General features: G+C 64.9%; 19 protein-coding genes. 11 read left to right on the forward strand and 8 right to left on the reverse strand.

Annotated features, from left to right (window positions below; genetic code table 11):
• Positions 1–268 precede the first annotated feature (268 nt).
• From RND78_RS22605 to rpe, 5 genes are all read right to left on the reverse strand, one after another.
• The gene (locus RND78_RS22605) at positions 269–1186 is read right to left on the reverse strand and encodes a LysR family transcriptional regulator (RefSeq protein WP_312732227.1); all 918 of its coding nucleotides are present in this window, start codon (positions 1184–1186) and stop codon (positions 269–271) included.
• 61 nt (positions 1187–1247) lie between these two features.
• Positions 1248–2039 (reverse strand): phytanoyl-CoA dioxygenase family protein, encoded by a 792-nt coding sequence (locus tag RND78_RS22610; RefSeq protein WP_312732228.1) that lies wholly within the window; start codon positions 2037–2039, stop codon positions 1248–1250.
• A gap of 358 nt (positions 2040–2397) precedes the next feature.
• The gene (gene trpE, locus RND78_RS22615) at positions 2398–3876 is read right to left on the reverse strand and encodes an anthranilate synthase component I (RefSeq protein WP_312732230.1); all 1479 of its coding nucleotides are present in this window, start codon (positions 3874–3876) and stop codon (positions 2398–2400) included.
• 240 nt (positions 3877–4116) lie between these two features.
• Positions 4117–4797, reverse strand: a complete 681-nt coding sequence (locus RND78_RS22620) for a phosphoglycolate phosphatase (RefSeq protein ID WP_409457101.1) — start codon at positions 4795–4797, stop codon at positions 4117–4119.
• Positions 4794–5471 carry a ribulose-phosphate 3-epimerase gene (rpe, locus tag RND78_RS22625; protein ID WP_312732232.1) on the reverse strand — a complete coding sequence of 226 codons (678 nt, stop codon included), beginning with the start codon at positions 5469–5471 and terminating at the stop codon, positions 4794–4796. The genes RND78_RS22620 and rpe overlap by 4 nt, the downstream gene beginning before the upstream one ends.
• A gap of 138 nt (positions 5472–5609) precedes the next feature.
• On the opposite strand from rpe, the gene RND78_RS22630 reads away from it, so the two are divergent.
• Positions 5610–6620: a DUF3530 family protein gene (locus RND78_RS22630; protein WP_312732234.1), complete on the forward strand. Its 1011-nt coding sequence runs from the start codon at positions 5610–5612 to the stop codon at positions 6618–6620.
• On the opposite strand, the gene RND78_RS22635 is transcribed toward RND78_RS22630, so the two are convergent.
• Genes RND78_RS22635 through RND78_RS22645 form a run of 3 tightly spaced genes read right to left on the reverse strand, consistent with a single transcriptional unit; the run spans position 6595 to position 9040 of the window.
• Positions 6595–7359, reverse strand: coding sequence for a DnaJ domain-containing protein (locus RND78_RS22635; RefSeq protein WP_312732235.1), 765 nt, complete (start codon positions 7357–7359; stop codon positions 6595–6597). The genes RND78_RS22630 and RND78_RS22635 overlap by 26 nt on opposite strands.
• Positions 7356–8021: an N-acetylmuramate alpha-1-phosphate uridylyltransferase MurU gene (murU, locus tag RND78_RS22640; RefSeq protein WP_312732237.1), complete on the reverse strand. Its 666-nt coding sequence runs from the start codon at positions 8019–8021 to the stop codon at positions 7356–7358. Before murU ends, RND78_RS22635 begins: the two co-directional genes overlap by 4 nt.
• On the reverse strand, positions 8018–9040 hold the full coding sequence (locus RND78_RS22645) for a phosphotransferase (protein WP_312732238.1): 1023 nt from the start codon (positions 9038–9040) through the stop codon (positions 8018–8020). The genes murU and RND78_RS22645 overlap by 4 nt, the downstream gene beginning before the upstream one ends.
• A gap of 119 nt (positions 9041–9159) precedes the next feature.
• Here RND78_RS22645 and RND78_RS22650 point away from each other — a divergent pair, with 119 nt between their 5' ends.
• From RND78_RS22650 to RND78_RS22695, 10 genes are all read left to right on the forward strand, one after another.
• Positions 9160–11889 carry an LPS-assembly protein LptD gene (locus RND78_RS22650; RefSeq protein ID WP_312732239.1) on the forward strand — a complete coding sequence of 910 codons (2730 nt, stop codon included), beginning with the start codon at positions 9160–9162 and terminating at the stop codon, positions 11887–11889.
• Positions 11870–13165, forward strand: a complete 1296-nt coding sequence (locus RND78_RS22655; protein ID WP_312732240.1) for a peptidylprolyl isomerase — start codon at positions 11870–11872, stop codon at positions 13163–13165. The genes RND78_RS22650 and RND78_RS22655 overlap by 20 nt, the downstream gene beginning before the upstream one ends.
• A gap of 50 nt (positions 13166–13215) precedes the next feature.
• Positions 13216–14211 (forward strand): 4-hydroxythreonine-4-phosphate dehydrogenase PdxA, encoded by a 996-nt coding sequence (gene pdxA, locus RND78_RS22660; protein WP_312732241.1) that lies wholly within the window; start codon positions 13216–13218, stop codon positions 14209–14211.
• An 87-nt stretch (positions 14212–14298) separates the two neighbouring features.
• Positions 14299–15090, forward strand: coding sequence for a 16S rRNA (adenine(1518)-N(6)/adenine(1519)-N(6))-dimethyltransferase RsmA (gene rsmA / locus RND78_RS22665; protein ID WP_312732243.1), 792 nt, complete (start codon positions 14299–14301; stop codon positions 15088–15090).
• Between the two features lie 29 nt (positions 15091–15119).
• Positions 15120–15506, forward strand: a complete 387-nt coding sequence (apaG, locus tag RND78_RS22670; protein WP_312732244.1) for a Co2+/Mg2+ efflux protein ApaG — start codon at positions 15120–15122, stop codon at positions 15504–15506.
• An 8-nt stretch (positions 15507–15514) separates the two neighbouring features.
• Positions 15515–16336, forward strand: a complete 822-nt coding sequence (locus RND78_RS22675) for a symmetrical bis(5'-nucleosyl)-tetraphosphatase (protein WP_312732246.1) — start codon at positions 15515–15517, stop codon at positions 16334–16336.
• Positions 16333–16659: a thiosulfate sulfurtransferase GlpE gene (gene glpE, locus RND78_RS22680; RefSeq protein WP_312732247.1), complete on the forward strand. Its 327-nt coding sequence runs from the start codon at positions 16333–16335 to the stop codon at positions 16657–16659. Before RND78_RS22675 ends, glpE begins: the two co-directional genes overlap by 4 nt.
• 380 nt (positions 16660–17039) lie before the next feature.
• On the forward strand, positions 17040–18962 hold the full coding sequence (locus RND78_RS22685) for a PrkA family serine protein kinase (protein WP_312732248.1): 1923 nt from the start codon (positions 17040–17042) through the stop codon (positions 18960–18962).
• A 76-nt stretch (positions 18963–19038) separates the two neighbouring features.
• Entirely contained in the window at positions 19039–20310 is a 1272-nt protein-coding gene (locus RND78_RS22690) for a YeaH/YhbH family protein (protein WP_312732249.1), read from the forward strand.
• The gene (locus RND78_RS22695; protein ID WP_312732250.1) at positions 20307–21848 is read left to right on the forward strand and encodes a SpoVR family protein; all 1542 of its coding nucleotides are present in this window, start codon (positions 20307–20309) and stop codon (positions 21846–21848) included. Before RND78_RS22690 ends, RND78_RS22695 begins: the two co-directional genes overlap by 4 nt.
• Positions 21849–21897: the final 49 nt, after the last annotated feature.

A 21897-nucleotide genomic window follows, 5' to 3' on the forward strand; every position in this document is an offset into this window, starting at 1 on the left:
GCTGGATGGCATGTCGGTTTATCGCGGCCATGGGCCGCTCCTACAGGGGGTGATGCTTTTGTAGGAGCGGCCCATGGCCGCGATAGTCCAGACCAGAGCGGTCGCTACGGCGCACCGGCATGGCCGCGATAAGACAGTTGCTCCTACAGGCGCTCGATGTATCCGCAGGAGCGGCCCATGGCCGCGATCCCTCGGACAGGCAGCCGACCGCTTCCACGACCACCGGCAGTGCGGGAACTGAGCGGCGCCCCACGCTCGGCAACCCCTTTCATGCCTGGATCGGAACCCCGGCCAGTTCCTCCTTGCAATAATCGACGAACAGGCGTGCCGATCGCGATAACGGCGCCCGCTTGAGCCAGGCCGCCATCAGGTTCGAACCGACGACGTCTTCGACGATCTGGCGACACGCCAGACGCTTGCCATCGTAGGTCGTATCCGCATGCGGTCGCGTCACCAGCAAGGAAAACCCGAAGCCGTGCCCCACCATCCCCCGCACCATCTCGATGGAGGGCGAACTGAACGCGATGTTCGGCGACAGGCCCAAGGCCTCGAAGACCTGGATGAAGTATGTCCGGCTAGGCAGCACATCCAGCAGAATCATGGGCCCGGCCGCCAAATCCCGTAGGGATACGTACTCCTGCCTGGCCAGTGGATGCGCCTCGGGCAGCAAGACGTAGGGACGATGGAGCGGCATGAGCGACTCTGCCGCGAGGGTAGCATCGAGGCCGATGTCGTACAGGATAGCCAGGTCGAAGCGCCCGCTCGTCAGTCCCTGCACCAGCTCCTGTTGCTCGCCATCGTGCACCTGGATAGCGACACCGGGACGGCGCGCGCGAAACCCCGCGATCAAACGGGGCAGATAGAGTGGCGCCAGGGTCTCGAAGCAACCGACCTCGATCTGACCAGCGGCTTCATCGCTATCAGCCGAGACCTCGTATTCGAACTCGCGAGCGTTGCGGAGCAGCCGCTGTGCCTTGCCGTAGAAGCGCTTTCCCGCCGGCGTCAGCGATACCCCCTGAGCCGGCTGCCGAATCACCAGTTGTACCCCGAAGCTCTCTTCCAGACTCTTGATCGCCGAGGCTATCGCCGGGGAGGCAATGAAGAGCTGGCGCGACGCCTTCGCCACACTGCCGCAATCGGCGGTGGTCACGAAGTACTTCAGTTGACGCAGGGTATAGGCAGCCACGCACACTCCGCTTCGAACGACATCCACTCATACGAGGCCAGACCGCCAGCCCGGCGTTCGCTCAGGCGCAATAGGGAAACAGACTTTCCGGTAGCGGCTGACCTGGAAGCAAGCTCTTGGCCAACTCCGGATAGGGCGGTGAAGTCTCGCCGCCGCGGTCGACGTAGACGGCCTCATCGCCCAGCCAGCGGGTGGAAATCACGCGGCGCGACTGGGAGCGCGAGCGATTGCCCGGCGCACCATGCAGCGTCCGATAGTCGAAGGCCACCGCATCGCCCAACTCCAGCTCCCATCCCAGGATGTTGTATTGGTCGCGCTGCGCATCGATATCCGGCACCGGCTCCAGCACGTCCGACCGATGGTCGTAGCTGCCCTGGGTGAACTTGCTCGGTCTGAACAGCTTGCCCCAGCGATGGGATCCGGCAACGAACTCCACGCAGCTGTCGCGTGCCACCGGATCCAGAGGCAACCAGATGCTGACCGTCTGCTTGGCGGTCACGCAGTAATAGGGCTCATCATGATGCCAGGGCGTGGCCTTGTCGTTGCCGGCTTCCTTGACCAGCACGTGCTCATGGAAAATGCGTGCCCGTTGCGACCCCATCAGGGCTTTGGCCACGGCGCCGGCAGGCCCGTGCTGGATGAAATCCCGATAGCCCGGCACCTTCTGCCAGTTGCAATAGTCGCCAAAGAAGCGCGGCTGCCCGGGCCGGCTGGTGTAGTCGCGGAAGAACGGGCCAGGATGAGCTTCATTGTAGGCAATGGCCTCGCGCAAAGGCTCTATCCACGCCTTGAAGAAGCCACGCAGGACCACGGCCCCCTCGCTCACGAACTCCCCATGCAATTGCTGCAACATGCGCCAAGCTCCCTGGAATGATCGCCGCCACGGCGTTTATCGAGGCACTCATCTTGGCGAAGCCCAAGCCCCAGGCACAACACACAAATAACTGGCTTAACGACAGCAAATAGTTGTGGAGGCGGAGGTGGAACGATGCAGCGCGCACCGCTCTGGATCGCTCTCCAGGGCAGTCCGCGCAGAACGGCATTCGCTGGCAGGTGTCGCGCCGCCCTCGACGATCTGCCGCTCGCCAGGCGCCTGCATCGCCTGGCGAGCGGCCCCCAGACTAACGACCTAATCGCGGCCACGCCTACGGTTACATCGGAGCCTGCAGGAGCGGCCCAAGGCGGCTATCCGCTAACACGTGGCGGGCGGTTTAAACCTTACCCTCCGCCAGCTTCACCGCGCGGAACATGGCGCGTCTCTTGTTCAGGGTCTCTTCCCACTCTGCCGCCGGCTGGGAGTCGGCGACGATGCCGCCGCCCGCCTGGACGTGCAGTTCCCCGTCCTTGATCACCGCGGTGCGGATGGCGATGGCGGTGTCCATGTTGCCGTTCCAGGCCAGGTAGCCCACGGCGCCGCCGTAGATGCCACGCTTGACCGGTTCCAGCTCGTCGATGATCTCCATGGCACGGATCTTCGGCGCCCCGGACAGGGTGCCGGCCGGCAGGATGGCGCGCAAGGCATCCATGGCGCTCAGCTCCGGCTTGAGTCGGCCAGTCACGTTGCTGACGATGTGCATCACGTTGGAATAGCGCTCGATGACCATCTTCTCGGTGAGGGTCACGCTGCCGGTGGCGGACACCCTGCCCACGTCGTTGCGGCCCAGGTCGATCAGCATCAGGTGCTCGGCCAGTTCCTTGGCGTCGGCCAGCAGGTCGCGCTCCAGCGCCAGATCGGCCTCTTCGGTGGCCCCGCGCGGGCGGGTACCGGCGATGGGACGCACGGTGATCTCGCCGTCCTCCACCCGCACCAGCACCTCGGGTGAGCTGCCCACCACGTGGAAGTCGCCGAAGTTGAAGAAGTACATGTAGGGCGTGGGGTTGAAGCAGCGCAGTGCCCGGTAGAGGTCGATGGGCGCGGCCTGAAAATCGATGGTCATGCGCTGCGAGGGCACCACCTGCATGCAGTCGCCGGCCAGGATGTAGTCCTTGATCCGCGCCACGGCATTCTCGTAGTCGTCACGGCTGTAGCTGGAGCGGAAGGCCGGCTCGCCAGGCACCTGCATGGCGGTGAAGTCCAGACCCAACCGGGGAGCGATGGGCTGGCGGATACGCTCGCGCAGCGCGGCCAGACGCGCCTGGCCCTGCTCGTAGGCCTCCGGCTGGGCCGGGTCCACCAGCACGATGCAATGCAGCTTGCCGGCGAGGTTGTCGAAGACCACCACTTCGTCCGACACCATCAGCAGGATGTCCGGCGTACCCAGCGGGTCGGGATTGGGCGAGGCACCCAGGCGTTTTTCCACGTAGCGCACGCAGTCATAGCCGAAGTACCCCACCAGGCCACCATCGAACTTCGGCAGATGGGGCACCACCGGCACGCGATAGCGGGCCTTGAAGGCCTCGACGAAGGCCAGCGGGTCCTCGACGGTGCAGGCCTCGACTTGCCGCTCGCCCTCGTGCACGGTCACCTGGTAGCCGTGCACGCGCAGCAGCGTCCGGCACGGCAGGCCGATGATCGAATAACGCCCCCACTTCTCACCGCCCTGTACCGACTCCAGCAGATAGGAGTTGGGCGCATCGGCCAGCTTCAGGTAGAGGGACAGGGGGGTGTCGAAGTCGGCCAGGGTTTCGAAGGCCAGGGGAATGCGGTTATAGCCTTGAGCGGCCAGGCGCAGGAAGTCGTCGCGGGTCATGATCAGCCTCGTGGCGAGGAAAAACGAAAGGTCGGGTGCACAGCGCGCCGGTCAGATACCGGCAGGGACGAAATCAGGCGCGCCAGCGCCAACGGGCCAGGGCCTTGATGACTTTCATCCATGCTCGCGAGGAGCCTGTGCGGGTGACCACCACGATGCGATCTCTTGCTCTTGGGCGGGTAGAGCGGCCACGTTAGCCTAGCCGGCGCGGCATGGCAACCGGCCGGCTCGGGGCAGAGCCTAGATGAACAGTTCGCGCAGGTCGTCGACGACCAGGTCCGGCATCTCCTTGGCGATGGGCTCGCCATGGTTGTAGCCATAGCTCAGGGCCACACAGCGCACCCCGGCAGCGCGCGCGGCACGGATGTCGTTGCGTGAATCGCCGATGAACAGCGCCTGGTCGGCGGACACCTGCGCCCGGGCCATCACGTGGAGCAGCCCGGCCGGATCGGGCTTCTGCTGCGGCAGGGTATCGCCACCGACGATCCAGTCGAAGTCGCCCAGGCCCATGTCGGCCAGCAGCGGCGCCACGAAGCGCTCCGGCTTGTTGGTGATCACCGCCAGGCGCACGCCCAGGGTGCGCAGCAGCGCCAGGCTGTCCAGCACGCCGGGATAGACGCGAGTCAGGGCGTGGCTGCCGCCATAGAGTTCCATGAACAGCGCCAGGGCCTCGTCGGCGGCGGCATCGTCCACCGCGGCATGCGCCATGTCGTCGGCCAGGGCGCGACGCACCAGCACCCGGGCGCCGTTGCCGATCCACAGGCGGACCTTGGCCAGACCCGCCGGGGCGCGGCCCAGCCGTTCGAGCATGGCGTCCACCGCCGCGGCCAGGTCCGGCGCGGAATCCAGCAGGGTACCGTCGAGATCGAACATCACCAGCTCGGGCGGATGCCCGCCGCCGAGCCGCACCAGCGCGCTCATATCGACTGGGCCTTGGCCAGCTCGGCACGCATCGCCTGGATCACCGCGGCATAGTCCGGCTGACCGAAGATGGCCGAGCCGGCGACGAAGGTGTCGGCCCCGGCGCGGGCGATCTCGCCGATGTTCTTGACGTTGACCCCGCCATCGATCTCCAGGCGGATCGGCCGACCCGAGGCGTCGATCAGGGCGCGGGCCTCGCGCAGCTTGTCGAGGGTGCCGGGGATGAAGGTCTGGCCGCCGAAGCCGGGGTTGACGCTCATCAGCAGTACCATGTCGATCTTGTCCATGACGTACTTCAGGGCATCCAGCGAGGTGGCCGGGTTGAACACCAGGCCAGCGCGGCAGCCACCATCCTTGATCAGTTGCAGCGAGCGGTCGATGTGCTCGGACGCCTCGGGATGGAAGGTGATGTCGGTGGCACCGGCCTCGATGAAGTCGCCGATGAGGCGATCCACCGGCTTGACCATCAGGTGCACGTCGATGGGCGCGGTCACCCCGTAGTTGCGCAGCGCCTTGCACACCATCGGGCCGATGGTGAGATTGGGCACATAGTGATTGTCCATCACGTCGAAATGGACCATGTCGGCACCGGCGGCGAGGACCTTGTCGACTTCCTCGCCCAGGCGGGCGAAATCGGCGGACAGGATCGAGGGAGCGATGGCGAAGGGTTGCATGGGATAGCCTCGGCGAAGGTTAAGTGGCGGCATTGTAACGGAGATCCGCGCGCCGCTAAGGCGTTCCCGCTGCCGCGACGGGCCGAACGGCGGTAGGCTCGCCAGGGTCAACCGTGCCCTTGTCGAGGATTCCCGTCGATGTCGTCGCCCGCCCTGCTGCCACTCTGCCTCCTCCTGCTCGGCCTCGCCGCCCCGGTGCTTGCCGAAGAAGCGCCCACCCCGGCGCCGGAACCGCCTGCGGCCCCCACAGCCTTGGCGCCAGCATTGACGCGCAGCCAGGAGCAGCAGCAGGCGCTGATGCGGCAACTGCCCGCCGAGCAGCAGAAGACCCTGCAGGCCGGCGACGAATCCTTTCTCGCCCTGCTGCTCCCGGCAGCCCGCGCCAAGGCCACCGGCACGGTGATCCTGGTCCCGGGCGATGGCGAATCCGCCGACTGGCCCAATGTGATAGCGCCGGTGCGCCAGCAACTGCCTATCTTTGGCTGGCAGACCATCGCTCTGAGCCTGCCCGACCCCTACGATCCCGTGGTGGCGATCGAGCGGGATACCGCACCGGCGGACACCGACGCCCAGGCCAACAGCGAGCAGACGCCACCCCCGGTGACCGGGGGCACCGGCACGGCGCCCACGGCGCCGACGCAGGCCGAAGCCGGTAGCGGCGAACCGGCCCAGGCAGCGGTCGCCCCGGTCGATCCCGAGGCCGCAGCCAATGCCCAGGCCACGCGCGTACTGGCGCGCATCGCCGCCGGTATCGATCTGGCACTGCAGCAGGGCGCCGGACACATCGTGCTGGTCGGCCACGGCACCGGCGCCTACTGGGCCGCCCGTTATTTGGCAGAAAAGGAACCGGCCGAGGTCAAGCAACTGGCGCTGATCGATGGCCGCGAACCCCAGGGTCTGCCCGCACGGCTGGACGCCACCATGGGCAAGACCGACCTGCAGATCGCCGACCTGGTGCACGCACCGGGGCCGGCCGCCCAGCGCCGCAAGGAGCGCGCGGCGCAGAAGGCCAACAAGAATTATCGCCAGATCGAACTGCCGGTCATCCCCGGCGATCGCGCAGCGGAGCAGGAACAGACCGTCCGCCGCCTGCGCGCCTGGCTGGATCGCCTGCCCCCGGCGGCTAGCGAAAGCCCCGACGCGTCTTGATCAGCTGATAGGCGGCATGCAGCTCGGCGGTGCGCTGGGCCGCGGCATAGACCGCCGACTGGGCCGCGCCGGCTCCCGCCTTCTTGTCCGGATGATGGCGACTGAGCAGGCGTCGATAGGCCTGCTTGACGGTGGCGGCATCGGCATCCTCGGTGACGCCGAGCAGTTGCAGGGCCTGGCGGTACTTCTCGTCATTGACGGGCTGTCGCGGCGCCGTCGGCACCGGCGGCTGCAGGGCCAGCACCTGGGCTTCGGCCAGCCCCATCGTCTGCCCCCAGCCGAGGATCTCGTCGCGATCGCCAGGGCGCACGCTGCCACTGATCCAGACCATGCGCCAACAGGCGCGCAGGATGGGTTCCGCGCGCTCGCTGAGGTGCTGCAATTCGACCGCCGACGGCAAGGTCCCACCCTTGCCTTCCTCGAAGGCAGCAATGGCGCGCCGGCGGTCGTCGGTGCTCAAGCCCAGCCGCTCGATCTCGCCTTCGGCCTGGCGGATGTGGGCGGTGAGCACGCGACCGCCGCGCTTGGCCAGGCGCCCGAGCATCTGGAATTGCGCCCGGTGCTCGAAGCGACCGGGCCGCCCTCGCCAACGGGCCTTCCAACCCGTCACGGAGGTCAACCCCAACTGGCGCTCCCCCGCATGGGCGAGCAATGCCACCAGCAGCGCGCCCGGGATGCTGGCCACGGCCCAGCCGGCCAGGAAGCCCAGCAGCGTCAGCGGCCAGAACCAGAGCTTCAAGAGGCGGTACCGAACAGCGACTCCGCTTCCGCCAGACGCTCCAGGGTACCCACGTCGACCCAGCGCCCCGGCCAGCGCTCGCCGGACACGCGTCCCGCCGCGATGGCCGGGCGCAGCACGTCCACCAGCCGGAAGGCCCCGGCCGTGCAGCCGGCGAACAGCTGCGGATGCAGCACGGCGATGCCGCTGTAGGTGAAGCGCGGGGCAATCTCCAGGCTGATCCGCCCCTCCACCAGTCCGAAATCACCCTCCGGGTGATGGGCGGGATTATCGACCAGCACCAGGTGTGCCAGGCAGTCCGCCGGCAGCGCCAGGGTGCCGAAGTCGAAATCGGTACGGATGTCGCCATTGACCAGTACGAAGGGCGCATTGCCCAGCAGCGGCAAGGCGCGGAAGATGCCGCCTCCGGTTTCCAGCGGTTCACCCTCGGCGGAGAAGCGTATGGCAACGCCCAACCGGCGGCCATCGCCGAGCGCTGCCTCCAACTGATCGCCCAGCCAGGCGTGGTTGATCACCAACTCGGTGATACCGGCCGCGGCCAGCGCCAGCAGGTGGTGCTCGATCAGTGGCCGACCATTCACCTCGATCAACGGCTTGGGCCGGGTCAGGGTCAGCGGTCGCATCCGCTCGCCCTTGCCCGCCGCCAGGATCATGGCCTTCATGCGTCGACTCGCTCGGCATGCAACTCATCCAGCAGCGCGCCCAGGTCGGCCAGCTCAGGCCGCCGCGCCACCACGGTACGGATATAGGCAAGGAAGCGCGGGGTATCGGCGACATAGCGCGGCTTGCCGTCGCGATGCCAGATGCGGGCGAAGATGCCCATCACCTTGAGATGACGCTGCACGCCCATCAGATCCGAGGCCCGCTGGAAGTCGGCGAATTCGGCCTGCACCGGCACCCCGGCGGCACGTGCCTGCTCCCAGTAGCCCAGCAGCCAGCGCTGAACCAGCGGCTCCGGCCAACTGAGGAAGGCATCCTTGAACAGGCTGGTGATGTCGTAGGTGACCGGGCCGATGACCGCATCCTGGAAATCCAGCACGCCCGGATTGGGGGTACTGAGCATCAGATTGCGCGGCATGAAGTCCCGATGGACCAGCACCTGGGGCTGCGCCAGGGCACTGTCGATCAGCAGGCGGCAGACGGCCTGCCAACGCTCGCGCTGCGTCTCGCTGAAGCTCGTATCCCGTTCGCGGCCGACGTACCACTCGGGAAACAGCGCCAATTCCCGCGCCAGCAGAGCCTCATCGTAGAGCGGCAGACTGCCGTTCGTCGGCTGCTTGCGCTGAAAGGCCAGGAGCGCCTCGATGGCGGCCGCGAAATAATCGTCGGCGTTCGCCGTGTTGATCACCTCCAGGTAGGTGAGCTGGCCGAGGTCGCTCAGCAGCAGGAAACCGCGCTCCAGATCCTGGGCCAGGATGCGCGGTACATGCACCCCAGCAGCGGCCAGCAGCGCAGCCACCCGCACGAAGGGGCGGCAGTCCTCCTGCGGCGGCGGGGCGTCCATCACGATCAGGCTGCGCCCTTCGCCCGCCCAGCGGAAATAACGGCGGAAACTGGCATCGCTGCTGGCCGCGGTCAGGCTGCCGGACGGCACCTCGCCCCAGGCCTGCGCCCGGAAAATTTCCGGCAAAACGGTAGCCAGCCAGTCTTCTATCTGGTTTAAGCGAACATCTTCAGTCATTTACAGCGGATCCCCCGGCCCTAGCCGATGCGCAGGTCATGTTTTATTATCCGCTATCTTTTTGAGCCCATCGAGAGGCCGCGGCCCCTTAATGGCTGGCGTGCAGGACGACTTTAAGGATGGCCGTGAAAACCCCCGCGTTTCGCAGAAAATTTCCCCTCTTGGTAACCGGCAGCCTGCTCGCCATGCAGCCCGTCACCGCCCTGATCGCCGCGCCCGCCGAACAGTTCAGCTGTAGTGCCGGCGCTGGCGGTGGCTGGTCGTGCAACACCCAGGCCCCGGCAGCGGCGCTGCCGCCTCGCCCGAGCAAGGGCGAGACCGCGGGTGTCGCGGCGCAGCCCGCCGCGCGCAAAGGCGACGCCGCCGTGCTGGTGACCGAGAGCAAGGGCCGCGCCCTGAAGTCCCGGAGCGCCGACTACAGCCACCTGGACTGGGTCCCGCGTGATCGGCTCACCGCGGCCCAGTTGGCCGAGACCGCGCCCTATTGCAGCGGCGCCTATGTCGAGCCGGTGCGTCCGGGCATGTACGACGACACCCCGACCGCCAAGGCCCCCACCTATGTGTCCGCCAAGGCCTCGCGCTACGAGCAGGAACAGCAGGTGGCCACCCTCGCCGGTGACGTGGTCCTGCGCCAGGGCGGCATGCAGGTGGAGTCCCAGGAAGCCAACCTGCACCAGCTGGAGAATCGCGGCGAGCTCAAGGGCAACGTCAGATTCCGCGACAACGGCCTGCTGATGGTCGGCGACAAGGCCGATATGCAGCTGGACAACGGCCAGGTCCAGGTCGACAACGCCGAATTCGTCATGCACCAGAGCCATGCCCGCGGCAGCGCGCTCTACGCCAAGCGCGGCGACGACGCCATCATTCGCTTGAAGGACGGCACCTACACCACCTGCGAACCGGGCAGCAACGCCTGGCAGGTCAAGGGCAACACCGTCACCCTGAACCCGGCGACGGGCCTGGGCTACGCGACCAACGCCACCCTGCGGGTGAAGGACATCCCGGTCCTCTACACGCCGTTCATCTATTTCCCGATCGACGACCGTCGGCAGTCCGGCTTCCTGGCGCCCTCGATCAGCACCTCCAGCGACACCGGCTTCGCGATCACCACGCCCTACTACTTCAACCTGGCGCCCAACTACGACGCCACCCTCTATCCGCGCTTCATGGCCAAGCACGGCCTGCAGACCGAGGGTGAGTTCCGCTACCTGACCCGCAGCAGCGAAGGCCAGGTCTACGGCTCCTATCTCAAGGACAGCGATCCCGAGCACGAGGGCGAACCGGAAGCCACCGACAACCGCTGGCTGTACGGCTGGAAGAATCGCAGCGGCCTGGATTCGCGCCTGATGGCCGAGGTGGACTATACCCGCATCAGCGACCCCTACTACTTCCAGGACCTGGACACCGACCTCGGCATCAACAAGCCGACCTACGTCAACCAGCAGGGGCGCCTGACCTACCGCGGCGACACCTTCACCGCGGCGCTGAACATGCAGGCCTACCAGCTGGCGACGGTCTCCGACGTGACGCCCTACAACCGCCTGCCGCAGCTGACCGTCAACGGTGCCCTGCCCTACCATCCGGGCGGCCTGGACTTCACCTACGACACCGAGGCGGTACGCTTCGAGCGCAGCTTCGACGACAACGTCTACTTCGACCTGGATGACAACGGCAACCAGACCAACATTCGTACCCGCCCGGACGTCAACATCTTCGGGCTAGCCCGCGCCAACGGTAATCGCTACAACCTGGCGCCCGGCATGGCCCTGCCCATGACCCAGAGCTGGGGCTTCCTGACGCCGGCGGTTCGTTACTACTACACCCAGTACGATCTGGATCTGGACACTCAAGGTCAGAACCAGATCGCGCAGTCCGGTGGCAATTACGACAGTAGCCCTAGCCGTAGCGTCCCTTTGTTCAGCTTGGATAGCGGCCTCTACTTCGACCGCAGCTCCAACCTGTTCGGCGAGGGCGGCAAGCAAACCCTGGAGCCTCGCGCCAAGTACCTCTACGTCCCCTACCGCGATCAGAGTGACATCCCGGTCTTCGATACCGGCGAATACACCTTCAGCTACAGCTCGCTGTGGCGCGACAACCGCTTCACCGGTGCCGACCGCATGGGCGATGCCAATCAGATTGCCCTGGGCGCCACTAGCCGCTTCATCGAGCCTAATGGCTTCGAGCGCGCCAACGTAAGCTTTGGCGAACTGTTCTACTTCCGCGACCGCGAGGTGCAGTTGCCAGGCCTGGAAAACGAACTGCCCGATGATGCCACTACCTCGCGCTCACCCTATGCCCTGGCCGGTATGTACCGTTTCAACCGCGACTGGCGCGTGAATGGCGAATACAACTGGGACCCGGTACTGCATCACACTGATTCCGGCAGCGTCATGTTCCACTACCAGCCGGAAACCGAGCCGGGCAAGGTCCTGAACGTCGGCTATCGCTACCGCGACAACGTCCGGGTCTACGATCCGAACCTGGGCCGCTTCACCTACAACAGCGACGACTACAAGATCGATCAGCACGACATCTCCTTCATCTGGCCGATCGTGCCCCAGTGGTCGGCCATCGCCCGCTGGCAGTTCGACTACAACAAGAGCCGTACCTTGGAAGCCTTCGGTGGCTTCGAATACGACAACTGCTGCTGGAAACTGCGTCTGATCAGCCGCTACTGGCTAAAGAGCGAAGACGACGTCTACTACACATCGCAAAGTTCCCAAGCCGACCGTGGGGTATTCCTGCAGATCGTGCTCAAAGGGCTTGGCAACGTCTTCGGCGGCAAGACCGAAGGCTTCCTGGACAGAGGCATTCAAGGCTATCGTGAACGTGAAGACCAAGCTATGTAACGCCCTGCGCCCGCTCGCCCTGGGCGCGGCGCTCGCTCTTACCCCCCTGGCTCAGGCTGCCGTGGTACCGCTGGACAAGGTCGTGGCCATCGTCGACAACGACGTGGTCATGCAGAGCCAGCTCGATCAGCGTCTCAACGAGGTCAAGCAGAACATCACCCGCCGCGGCGCGTCGGCACCGCCGGAAAGCGAGCTGCGTCAGCAGGTACTCGAACGCCTGATCCTGGAAGACATCCAGCTGCAGCTGGCCGGGCGCATGGGCGTGAAAATCTCCGACGACGAACTCAACCAGGCCGTCGCCACCATCGCCCAGCGCAATGGCCTGAGCGTAGCCGAGTTCCGCCAGGCCCTGGCCCGCGATGGTCTTTCCTACGATGCGGCCCGCGAACAGGTCCGTCGCGAGATGATGATCAGCCGGGTGCGTCAGCGCCAGGTCGGCCAGCGCGTGCAGGTCACCCAGCAGGAAGTGCAGAACTTCCTCGCCTCGGACCTGGGCAAGCTGCAGCTCTCCGAAGAATACCGCCTTGCCAACATCCTGATCCCGGTGGCGGATAACGCCGGTACCGCGGGTCTCGACGCTGCCGCGCGCCAGGCCCAGGACACCTACAACCAGCTGCGTCAGGGCGCCGACTTCAACCAGTTGGCCATCGCCCGCTCGGCCGGCGACAACGCCCTGGATGGCGGTGAGATCGGCTGGCGCAAGGCTGCCCAGTTGCCGCCGCCCTTCGACCGCCTGATCGGCGGCGTCGGTGTCGGGGGCATCACCCAGCCGGTGCGCGTACCCGGCGGCTTCGTGATCCTGAAAGTGGAAGAGAAGCGCGGTGGCGAGGCGAGCATCGTCGACGAAGTCCATGTCCGTCACATCCTGCTCAAGCCCAACGCGGTGCGTAGCGATGCCGAGACCCAGCGCCTGGCCGCACGGCTGCGCGAGCGCATCCAGAACGGTGAGGATTTCGCCACCCTGGCCAAGAGCTTCTCGGAAGATCCGGGCTCGGCGCTCAATGGCGGCGACCTGGGCTGGATCAACCCGGAGTCCCTGGTCCCGGAATTCCGCGAGGTCATGAACAACTCGCCGGTCAACCAACTGTCGCAGCCGTTCCGTACCTCCTTCGGCTGGCACATCCTGGAAGTCCTGGGCCGTCGGGCCACCGACAACACCCAGCAGGCCCGCGAACAGCAGGCACTGAATCTCCTGCGTAACCGCAAGTACGACCAGGAGCTGCAGACCTGGCTGAGACAGATCCGCGACGAAGCCTACGTCGAGATCAAGCAGTAATCCCCAGGCCGCAGGCATCCCCTGCGGCCTGTCTGTTTCAGGAGCTGTGCATGGTCCTGCGCTTCGCCCTCACCCCCGGTGAACCTGCCGGCATCGGTCCCGATCTCTGCCTGCTGCTCGCCCGGGATGCCCAACCCCACGCCCTGATCGCCATCGCCAGTCGCGACCTGCTGACTGTGCGCGCCGCCGAATTGGGCCTCGCCATCGACCTGATCGAGGTATCGCCGGCCGCCTGGCCCGACCGTCCCGCACCGGCAGGTGCGCTCTACGTCTGGGATACCCCGCCGGGTGCCCCCGTGATCACGGGCCAGCTCGATACCGCCAACGCCGCCTATGTGCTGGAAACCCTGACCCGCGCGGGCCAGGGCTGCCTGGACGGCACCTTCGCCGGCATGATCACCGCTCCCGTGCACAAGGGCGTGATCAACGACGGTGGCGTGGCCTTCTCCGGCCATACCGAATTCCTCGCCGAACTGACCCGCACACCCCAGGTGGTGATGCTGCTGGCGACCGAGGGCCTGAGAGTCGCCCTGGTCACTACCCATCTGCCGCTGCGTGAAGTGGCCGATGCCATCGACCGCCAGACGCTGCTGGACGTGGCCCGCATCCTCGACGGCGACCTGAGACGCTACTTCGGCATCGCCCGGCCGCGCATCCTGGTCTGCGGACTCAATCCCCATGCCGGCGAGGGTGGTCACCTGGGCCGCGAGGAGATCGAGATCATCGAGCCGGCCCTGGCGACCCTGCGCGCCGAGGGCCTCGACCTCGTCGGCCCGCTGCCCGCCGATACCCTCTTCACCCCCAAGCACCTCGAGCACTGCGACGCGGTACTGGCCATGTATCACGACCAGGGCCTGCCGGTGCTCAAGCACAAGGGCTTCGGCGCCGCGGTCAACGTGACCCTGGGCCTGCCGATCATTCGTACCTCGGTCGACCACGGCACCGCCCTGGACCTGGCCGGCAGCGGACGGATCGACACCGGCAGCCTCAAGGTCGCCCTCGACACCGCCTACGCCATGGCAGCCCATCGCCGTTCGGTGACCTGAGCGCCCCGGTGACGGTCAAGGGTCTGCTAAACTGGCGGGTCTTTGCCGTCTTGAATCGCAGGCCCGGCGCCTGCGCCGGAGCACCTGATGACCGAGCTCTACCAACACCGCGCCCGCAAGAGGTTCGGCCAGAATTTCCTGCACGACGCCGGGGTGATCCATCGCATCCTGCGCGCCATCCATGGGCGACCCGGCGAGCGGCTGCTGGAAATCGGCCCGGGCCAGGGCGCCCTGACCGAGGGCCTGCTGGGCAGCGGTGCCCACCTCGACGTCATCGAGCTGGACCAGGACCTGATCCCGCTGCTCAAGCTCAAGTTCGGCCTCAATCCGCTGTTCACCCTGCACCAGGGTGACGCCATGAAGTACGACCTCTCCAGCATCGCCAATGGCGAGCGCCTGCGGGTCGTGGGCAACCTGCCCTACAACATCTCCACGCCGCTGATCTTCCACCTGCTCAGCTTCGCCGACATCATCGCCGACATGCACTTCATGCTGCAGAAGGAAGTGGTGGAGCGTCTGGCCGCGGTACCCGGCAACGGTGATTGGGGACGGCTGTCGATCATGGTGCAGTACCACTGCCGCGTGGAGCACCTGTTCAACGTCGGTCCCGGGGCCTTCAATCCGCCGCCCAAGGTGGATTCGGCCATCGTGCGCCTGGTGCCCCATGCCGAGCGACCGCACACGGCCCGTGACCCAGTGCTGCTGGAACGCGTGGTACGCGAGGCCTTCGGCCAGCGCCGCAAGACGCTGCGGAACACCCTCAAGGGCACCCTGGACAGCGCAGCCATCGAGGCGGCCGACGTCGACCCCGGCCTGCGGCCCGAGCAATTGGACCTGGCCGCCTACGTGCGCCTGGCCAATCAGCTGGCGGCCCACTGAGCCCCTCCCCTTCGTAGAGAGCCTTTGACGTGACCGAGTCCGATCCGCGCTACCTCATCACCGTGCAGGTCACCACCCGCTACCTGCCCGAACAATCCAGCGCCAGCCAGGAGCGCTACGCTTTCGCCTACGACGTGCGTATCCGCAACGACGGCCGCCTGCCGGCGCAACTGCTCAGCCGGCACTGGATCATCACCGACGGCAATGGCGAGGTGCAGGAAGTCCGCGGCCCAGGCGTGGTCGGCGAGCAGCCCCTGATCGCTCCGGGCGAGACCCACAGCTACTCCAGCGGCACCCTGCTGCCCACCCAGGTGGGCAGCATGAGGGGCAGCTATCAGATGGTCGCCAGCGACGGCCATCCCTTCGAGGCTGCCATTCCCACCTTCCGCCTGGCCGTACCGGGCGCGCTACACTAGGACTGCCGATGACGCTGTACGCTGTGGGCGACCTCCAAGGTTGCCTCGACCCGCTCAAATGCCTCCTCGACGAGGTCCGCTTCGATCCCGCGCAGGACCGCCTCTGGCTGGTGGGTGATCTGGTCAACCGCGGCCCGCAGTCGCTGGAAACCCTGAGATACCTTTACGCCCTGCGCGATTCGGTGGTCAGCGTGCTGGGCAATCACGACCTGCACCTGCTGGCAGTGGCGCTCGGGGGCGCCAAGCTGAAGAAGCAGGACACCCTGGGCGACATTCTCGCCGCGCCAGACCGCGATGAATTGCTGCATTGGCTGCGCCACCTGCCGCTGATCCAGCACGATGCCGAACGCAATTGCGTGCTGGTCCATGCCGGCCTGCCGCCGCAGTGGACGCTGAGCCAGGCGCTGAGCCTCGCGGGCGAGGTGGAAGCCGTGCTGCGCGACGACGAGGCGCATGTGCGTTTTCTCGAACAGATGTATGGCAACGAGCCGGCACTCTGGCAAGATGAGCTGCAGGGCCAGGAGCGCCTGCGCCTGATCACCAATTACCTGACGCGCATGAGATTCTGCAGCCCGGAAGGCCAGCTGGAATTCAAGAGCAAGGAAGGCCTGGACAGCGCCCCGGTCGGCTTCGCCCCCTGGTTCAGCCATGAGCATCGGCTAACCCGGGACGTGCGGATCCTGTTCGGTCACTGGGCCGCGCTCAAGGGCCGCTGCGCAACGCCCAACGTCGAGGCACTCGACAGCGGCTGCGTCTGGGGTGGCGACATGACCCTGCTCGACGTCGACGGCCAGCGCCGTCATCTCTGCAGTTGCAAGGAGAAGAAATGAGCGAAATCACCTGTATCTCCCCCGACCGCGCTCTCGAACTGCGCGATCAGGGCGCCCGCATCGTCGACATCCGTGATCCGCACAGTTACGCCAGCCTGCACGTAGCCGGGGCACAGCGGGTCGACAACCAGAACATCCACGACTTCATCGCTGCCGCCGATCTCGACGCGCCGCTGCTGGTGTTCTGCTACCACGGCCACTCCAGCCAGAGCGCTGCGGCCTTCTTCGCCGGCCAGGGCTTCAGCCAGGTCTACAGCGTCGATGGTGGCTTCGAGAACTGGCGCACCCGCTATCCGGAGCACACCGAGAGCGGCCAGGGCTGAGCCCTCGGTCACTTAACACAGACCATTGACGCTGTCGTTACAAGAATAAACCGAATTGGCTCTTCCACATCTCGCAGATAGGACTATTCTGGAATCAGGCCCGGCGGAAACGTCGGGCTCGATAACCGGCTTTGGACCATCGGTGTAACCACTGGAGATTCGGGGGAATTCCAGGGGGACCGTCTCCATCGGTCTCCTTCGTGCGTCTCTCGAAACCCAACCCTACTCTGCAGGCGATAAGGATCGATCAGGCAAGACGACAGCGAAGGTAGTGCAGACGTTATCGTTCGTCGCCCGGCATGACCGCTCCCCACCGGCAGCAAGGCAAGGCTCCAGGCATCGATTCCAAGCTGGTCCAGGGTATCCAGCGAGGAGACGTCATGAGCATTTTCAGTCACTTCCAGGAGCGTTTCGAAGCGACTCGTCAGGAAGAGTATTCCCTTCAGGAATACCTTGAGATCTGCAAGAAGGATCGTACCGCCTTTGCCAGTGCCGCCGAGCGCATGCTCATGGCCATCGGCGAACCCGAGCTGGTGGATACCACCAGCGACTCACGTCTATCCCGCATCTTTTCCAACAAGGTCATCCGTCGCTATCCTGCCTTTGCCGACTTCCATGGCATGGAAGACTGCATCGAGCAGATCGTGTCCTACTTCCGCCATGCGGCGCAGGGCCTGGAAGAGAAGAAGCAGATCCTCTATCTGCTCGGCCCGGTGGGTGGTGGCAAGTCGTCCCTCGCGGAGAAACTCAAGCACCTGATCGAGAAGGTCCCCTTCTACGCCATCAAGGGCTCGCCGGTGTTCGAATCGCCCCTGGGGCTGTTCAATCCGGACGAAGACGGCCAGATCCTCGAAGAGGACTACGGCATTCCCCGCCATTACCTGCGCAGCATCATGTCGCCCTGGGCGGCCAAGCGCCTGCAGGAATTCGGCGGCGACATCAGCAAGTTCAAGGTGGTCAAGCTCTACCCCTCCATCCTCAACCAGGTCGCCATCGCCAAGACCGAACCAGGCGACGAGAACAACCAGGACATCTCCGCCCTGGTGGGCAAGGTGGACATTCGCAAGCTGGAGGAATACCCGCAGAACGATGCGGACGCCTACAGCTATTCCGGCGCCCTGTGCCGGGCGAACCAGGGCCTGATGGAATTCGTGGAGATGTTCAAGGCCCCGATCAAGGTCCTGCATCCGCTGCTGACCGCCACCCAGGAAGGCAACTACAACAGCACCGAGGGCCTCGGCGCCCTGCCCTACAGCGGCATCATCCTGGCCCACTCCAACGAATCCGAGTGGCACACCTTCCGCAACAACAAAAACAACGAGGCCTTCATCGACCGGATCTACATCGTCAAGGTGCCCTATTGCCTGCGCGTCTCCGACGAGATCCACATCTACGACAAGCTGCTGATCAATAGCTCCCTGGCCAAGGCCCACTGCGCGCCGGACACCCTCAAGATGCTGGCGCAGTTCTCGGTGCTCTCGCGCCTGAAGGAGCCGGAGAACTCCAACATCTACTCGAAGATGCGTGTCTACGACGGCGAGAACCTCAAGGACACCGATCCCAAGGCCAAGTCGATCCAGGAATACCGTGACAGCGCGGGCGTCGACGAGGGCATGAACGGCCTCTCCACCCGCTTCGCCTTCAAGATCCTCTCGCGGGTGTTCAACTTCGACGCCAACGAGGTGGCGGCCAACCCGGTGCACCTGCTCTATGTGCTGGAACAGCAGATCGAGGCCGAGCAGTTCCCGGCCGAGACCCGCGAGCGCTACATGAGATTCATCAAGGAATACCTGGCGCCGCGCTACGTGGAGTTCATCGGCAAGGAGATCCAGACCGCCTACCTCGAGTCCTACAGCGAATACGGCCAGAACATCTTCGACCGCTACGTGCTCTATGCGGACTTCTGGATCCAGGACCAGGAATACCGCGATCCGGAAACCGGCGAGATCCTCAATCGGGCCTCCCTCAACGAGGAACTGGAGAAGATCGAGAAGCCGGCCGGCATCAGCAATCCGAAGGATTTCCGCAACGAAATCGTCAACTTCGTGTTGCGCGCCCGTGCCAACAATAACGGCAAGAACCCGAGCTGGCTGTCCTACGAGAAGCTGCGCGCAGTGATCGAGAAGAAGATGTTCTCCAACACCGAGGAGCTGCTTCCGGTCATCAGCTTCAACGCCAAGGCCAGCAAGGAGGACCAGCAGAAGCACAGCGACTTCGTCACCCGCATGGTCCAGCGCGGGTACACCGAGAAGCAGGTACGACTGTTGTCCGAATGGTATTCACGGGTACGCAAGTCGCAGTAAGGCAGCCTGAGGCTGAACCCGCGACGGCGCGCCAGAGGCGTCGTCGCGGCGTCCTGCAATAGCCCGGAGGGCCTGTATGAGTTATGTCATCGACCGGCGTCTAAACGGCAAGAACAAGAGCACGGTGAACCGTACGCGCTTCTTGCGGCGGTACCGCGAGCACATCAAGAAGGCGGTCGAGGAAGCCGTGAGCCGGCGCTCCATCACCGACATGGAGCACGGCGAGCAGATCAGCATTCCTGCCCGCGACATCGACGAGCCCGCCCTCTATCAAGGCAAGGGCGGACGCCAGACCATCGTCCACCCGGGTAACAAGGAATTCGTCAGCGGCGAGCGTATCCCGCGGCCCCAAGGCGGCGGCGGTGGTCAAGGCCAGGGCAAGGCCAGCAACAGTGGCGAAGGCATGGATGAATTCGCCTTCCAGATCACCCAGGACGAATTCCTCGAATTCATGTTCGAGGATCTGGAACTGCCCAACCTGGTCAAGAAGCAGCTGACTGGCACCGACACCTTCAAGACGGTACGCGCCGGCATCAGCAACGAGGGCAACCCGGCCCGCATCAACATCATCCGCACCCTGCGCGCCTCCCATGCCCGCCGCATCGCCCTATCCGGCGGCAGCCGCAACAAGCTGCGTGAAGTGAAGGCAGAACTGGCCCGCCTGCGGGTGGAGGAACCCGACAACCTGGGCGACATCCAGGCGCTGGAAACCGAACTCGAGCGACTGCGCGCGCGCATCGACAAGGTCCCCTTCCTCGACACCTTCGACCTCAAGTACAACCTGCTGTCCAAGCAGCCCAGCCCCAGTTCCAAGGCGGTGATGTTCTGCCTGATGGACGTTTCCGGCTCCATGACCCAGGCCACCAAGGACATCGCCAAGCGCTTCTACATCCTGCTCTACCTGTTCCTCAAGCGGAACTACGAGCGCATCGAAGTGGTGTTCATCCGCCACCACACCAGCGCCAAGGAAGTGGACGAGGAAGAGTTCTTCTACTCCCGGGAAACCGGCGGCACCATCGTCTCCAGCGCCCTCAAGCTGATGCAGGAGGTCATGGCCGAACGCTATCCGGTCAACGAGTGGAACCTCTATGCCGCCCAGGCTTCCGACGGTGACAACTGGAACGACGATTCCCCCATCTGCCGGGAGATCCTGACCAAGCAGATCCTGCCGTTCATGCAGTACTACACCTACGTGGAGATCACCCCGCGCGAACACCAGGCGCTGTGGTACGAATACGAGAACGTCCGCGGCAGCTTCCCGGACTCCTTCTCGCAGCAGCAGATCGTCTCGGCGGGTGACATCTATCCCGTGTTCCGCGAACTGTTCCAGCGGAGACTCGTGTCATGAAACGTGAGCCCATTTCCACTGGCTCGGAATGGACCTTCGAGCTGATCCAGACCTACGACCGGGAAATCGCCCGGATCGCCAAGCGCTATGCCCTGGATACCTATCCCAACCAGATCGAGGTGATCACCGCAGAGCAGATGATGGATGCCTACGCCTCCGTCGGCATGCCCATCGGCTACAACCACTGGTCCTACGGCAAGCACTTCCTGCACACCGAGAAGCACTACAGCCGCGGCCAGATGGGGCTGGCCTACGAGATCGTCATCAACTCCGATCCCTGCATCGCCTACCTCATGGAAGAGAACACCATGACCATGCAGGCGCTGGTGATCGCCCACGCCTGCTATGGCCACAACAGCTTCTTCAAGGGCAACTACCTGTTCCGCACCTGGACCGATGCCAGCTCCATCATCGATTACCTGGTGTTCGCCAAGCAGTACATCACCCAGTGTGAAGAGCGCCATGGCATCGACGCCGTGGAAGAGTTGCTGGACTCCTGCCATGCCCTGATGAACTACGGTGTGGACCGCTACAAACGTCCCTATCCGATCTCTGCCGCTGAAGAACGTCAACGGCAGAAGGAGCGCGAAGAGCAGCTACAGCGCCAGGTCAACGATCTCTGGCGGACCATTCCCAAGCTGGCCGGCAAGGAGCTGCTCGACGAAGGCGCACGCTTCCCCGCCGAACCCCAGGAGAACATCCTCTATTTCCTGGAAAAGCATGCACCCTTGCTGGAGCCCTGGCAGCGTGAGGTGATCCGCATCGTGCGCAAGATCGCCCAGTATTTCTATCCGCAGCGCCAGACCCAAGTGATGAACGAGGGCTGGGCCACCTTCTGGCACTACACCTTGCTCAATGACCTCTACGACGAAGGCTTGGTCACCGAAGGCTTCATGTTCGAATTCCTGCAATCCCATGCCGGAGTGATCTACCAGCCAGGCTTCGACAGCCCCTACTACAGCGGTATCAACCCCTACACCCTGGGCTTCGCCATGTTCCGCGACATCCGCCGAATCTGCGAAAACCCCACGGAAGAAGACCGTCGCTGGTTCCCCGACATCGCCGGCAGCGATTGGCTGGCCACCGTCACCTTCGCCATGAAGAGCTTCAAGGATGAAAGCTTCATTCTGCAGTTCCTCTCGCCCAAAGTGATCCGCGACCTCAAGCTGTTCAGCATCCTCGATGACGACCAACGCGACGAACTGGAGGTGGCGGCCATCCACGACGACGGCGGCTATCGCCTGATCCGCGAGCAGCTCGCCGCCCAGTACAACCTGGGCAACCGCGAACCCAACGTGCAGATCTGGAACGTCGACCGCCGCGGTGATCGCTCCCTCACCCTCAGGCACTTCCAGCACGACCGCAAACCGCTGGGCAACTCGACGGACGAGGTACTCCGGCACCTGCACCGCCTGTGGGGCTTCGACATTCGCCTGGAAAGCATGAGGGGCGAGGAGATCACCCAGAGTTTCCACGTCCCGCCGCGTCACGAGAGCCGCGACCACGACCGACGCCTGGACCTGGCCTCACCGATCTGAGTCCTGATCGTCTTTCCGCTATCCTAGACCTCCGCAAGGAGGTCTTTTT

Origin of the sequence: Pseudomonas oryzihabitans, from assembly GCF_032027545.1 — a bacterium.
GTDB lineage: Bacteria > Pseudomonadota > Gammaproteobacteria > Pseudomonadales > Pseudomonadaceae > Chryseomonas > Chryseomonas oryzihabitans_F.

Coding starts and splice junctions, on each gene's coding strand:
- glpE (WP_312732247.1), top strand. CDS start 16,333: ATGAGCGAAATCACCTGTATCTCCCCCGACCGCGCTCTCGAACTGCGC.
- RND78_RS22695 (WP_312732250.1), top strand. CDS start 20,307: ATGAAACGTGAGCCCATTTCCACTGGCTCGGAATGGACCTTCGAGCTG.
- rsmA (WP_312732243.1), top strand. CDS start 14,299: ATGACCGAGCTCTACCAACACCGCGCCCGCAAGAGGTTCGGCCAGAAT.
- RND78_RS22650 (WP_312732239.1), top strand. CDS start 9,160: ATGGCCGTGAAAACCCCCGCGTTTCGCAGAAAATTTCCCCTCTTGGTA.
- RND78_RS22620 (WP_409457101.1), bottom strand. CDS start 4,797: ATGAGCGCGCTGGTGCGGCTCGGCGGCGGGCATCCGCCCGAGCTGGTG.
- RND78_RS22690 (WP_312732249.1), top strand. CDS start 19,039: ATGAGTTATGTCATCGACCGGCGTCTAAACGGCAAGAACAAGAGCACG.
- trpE (WP_312732230.1), bottom strand. CDS start 3,876: ATGACCCGCGACGACTTCCTGCGCCTGGCCGCTCAAGGCTATAACCGC.
- RND78_RS22610 (WP_312732228.1), bottom strand. CDS start 2,039: ATGTTGCAGCAATTGCATGGGGAGTTCGTGAGCGAGGGGGCCGTGGTC.
- RND78_RS22645 (WP_312732238.1), bottom strand. CDS start 9,040: ATGACTGAAGATGTTCGCTTAAACCAGATAGAAGACTGGCTGGCTACC.
- pdxA (WP_312732241.1), top strand. CDS start 13,216: ATGGTCCTGCGCTTCGCCCTCACCCCCGGTGAACCTGCCGGCATCGGT.
- RND78_RS22685 (WP_312732248.1), top strand. CDS start 17,040: ATGAGCATTTTCAGTCACTTCCAGGAGCGTTTCGAAGCGACTCGTCAG.
- RND78_RS22630 (WP_312732234.1), top strand. CDS start 5,610: ATGTCGTCGCCCGCCCTGCTGCCACTCTGCCTCCTCCTGCTCGGCCTC.
- rpe (WP_312732232.1), bottom strand. CDS start 5,471: ATGCAACCCTTCGCCATCGCTCCCTCGATCCTGTCCGCCGATTTCGCC.
- murU (WP_312732237.1), bottom strand. CDS start 8,021: ATGAAGGCCATGATCCTGGCGGCGGGCAAGGGCGAGCGGATGCGACCG.
- RND78_RS22675 (WP_312732246.1), top strand. CDS start 15,515: ATGACGCTGTACGCTGTGGGCGACCTCCAAGGTTGCCTCGACCCGCTC.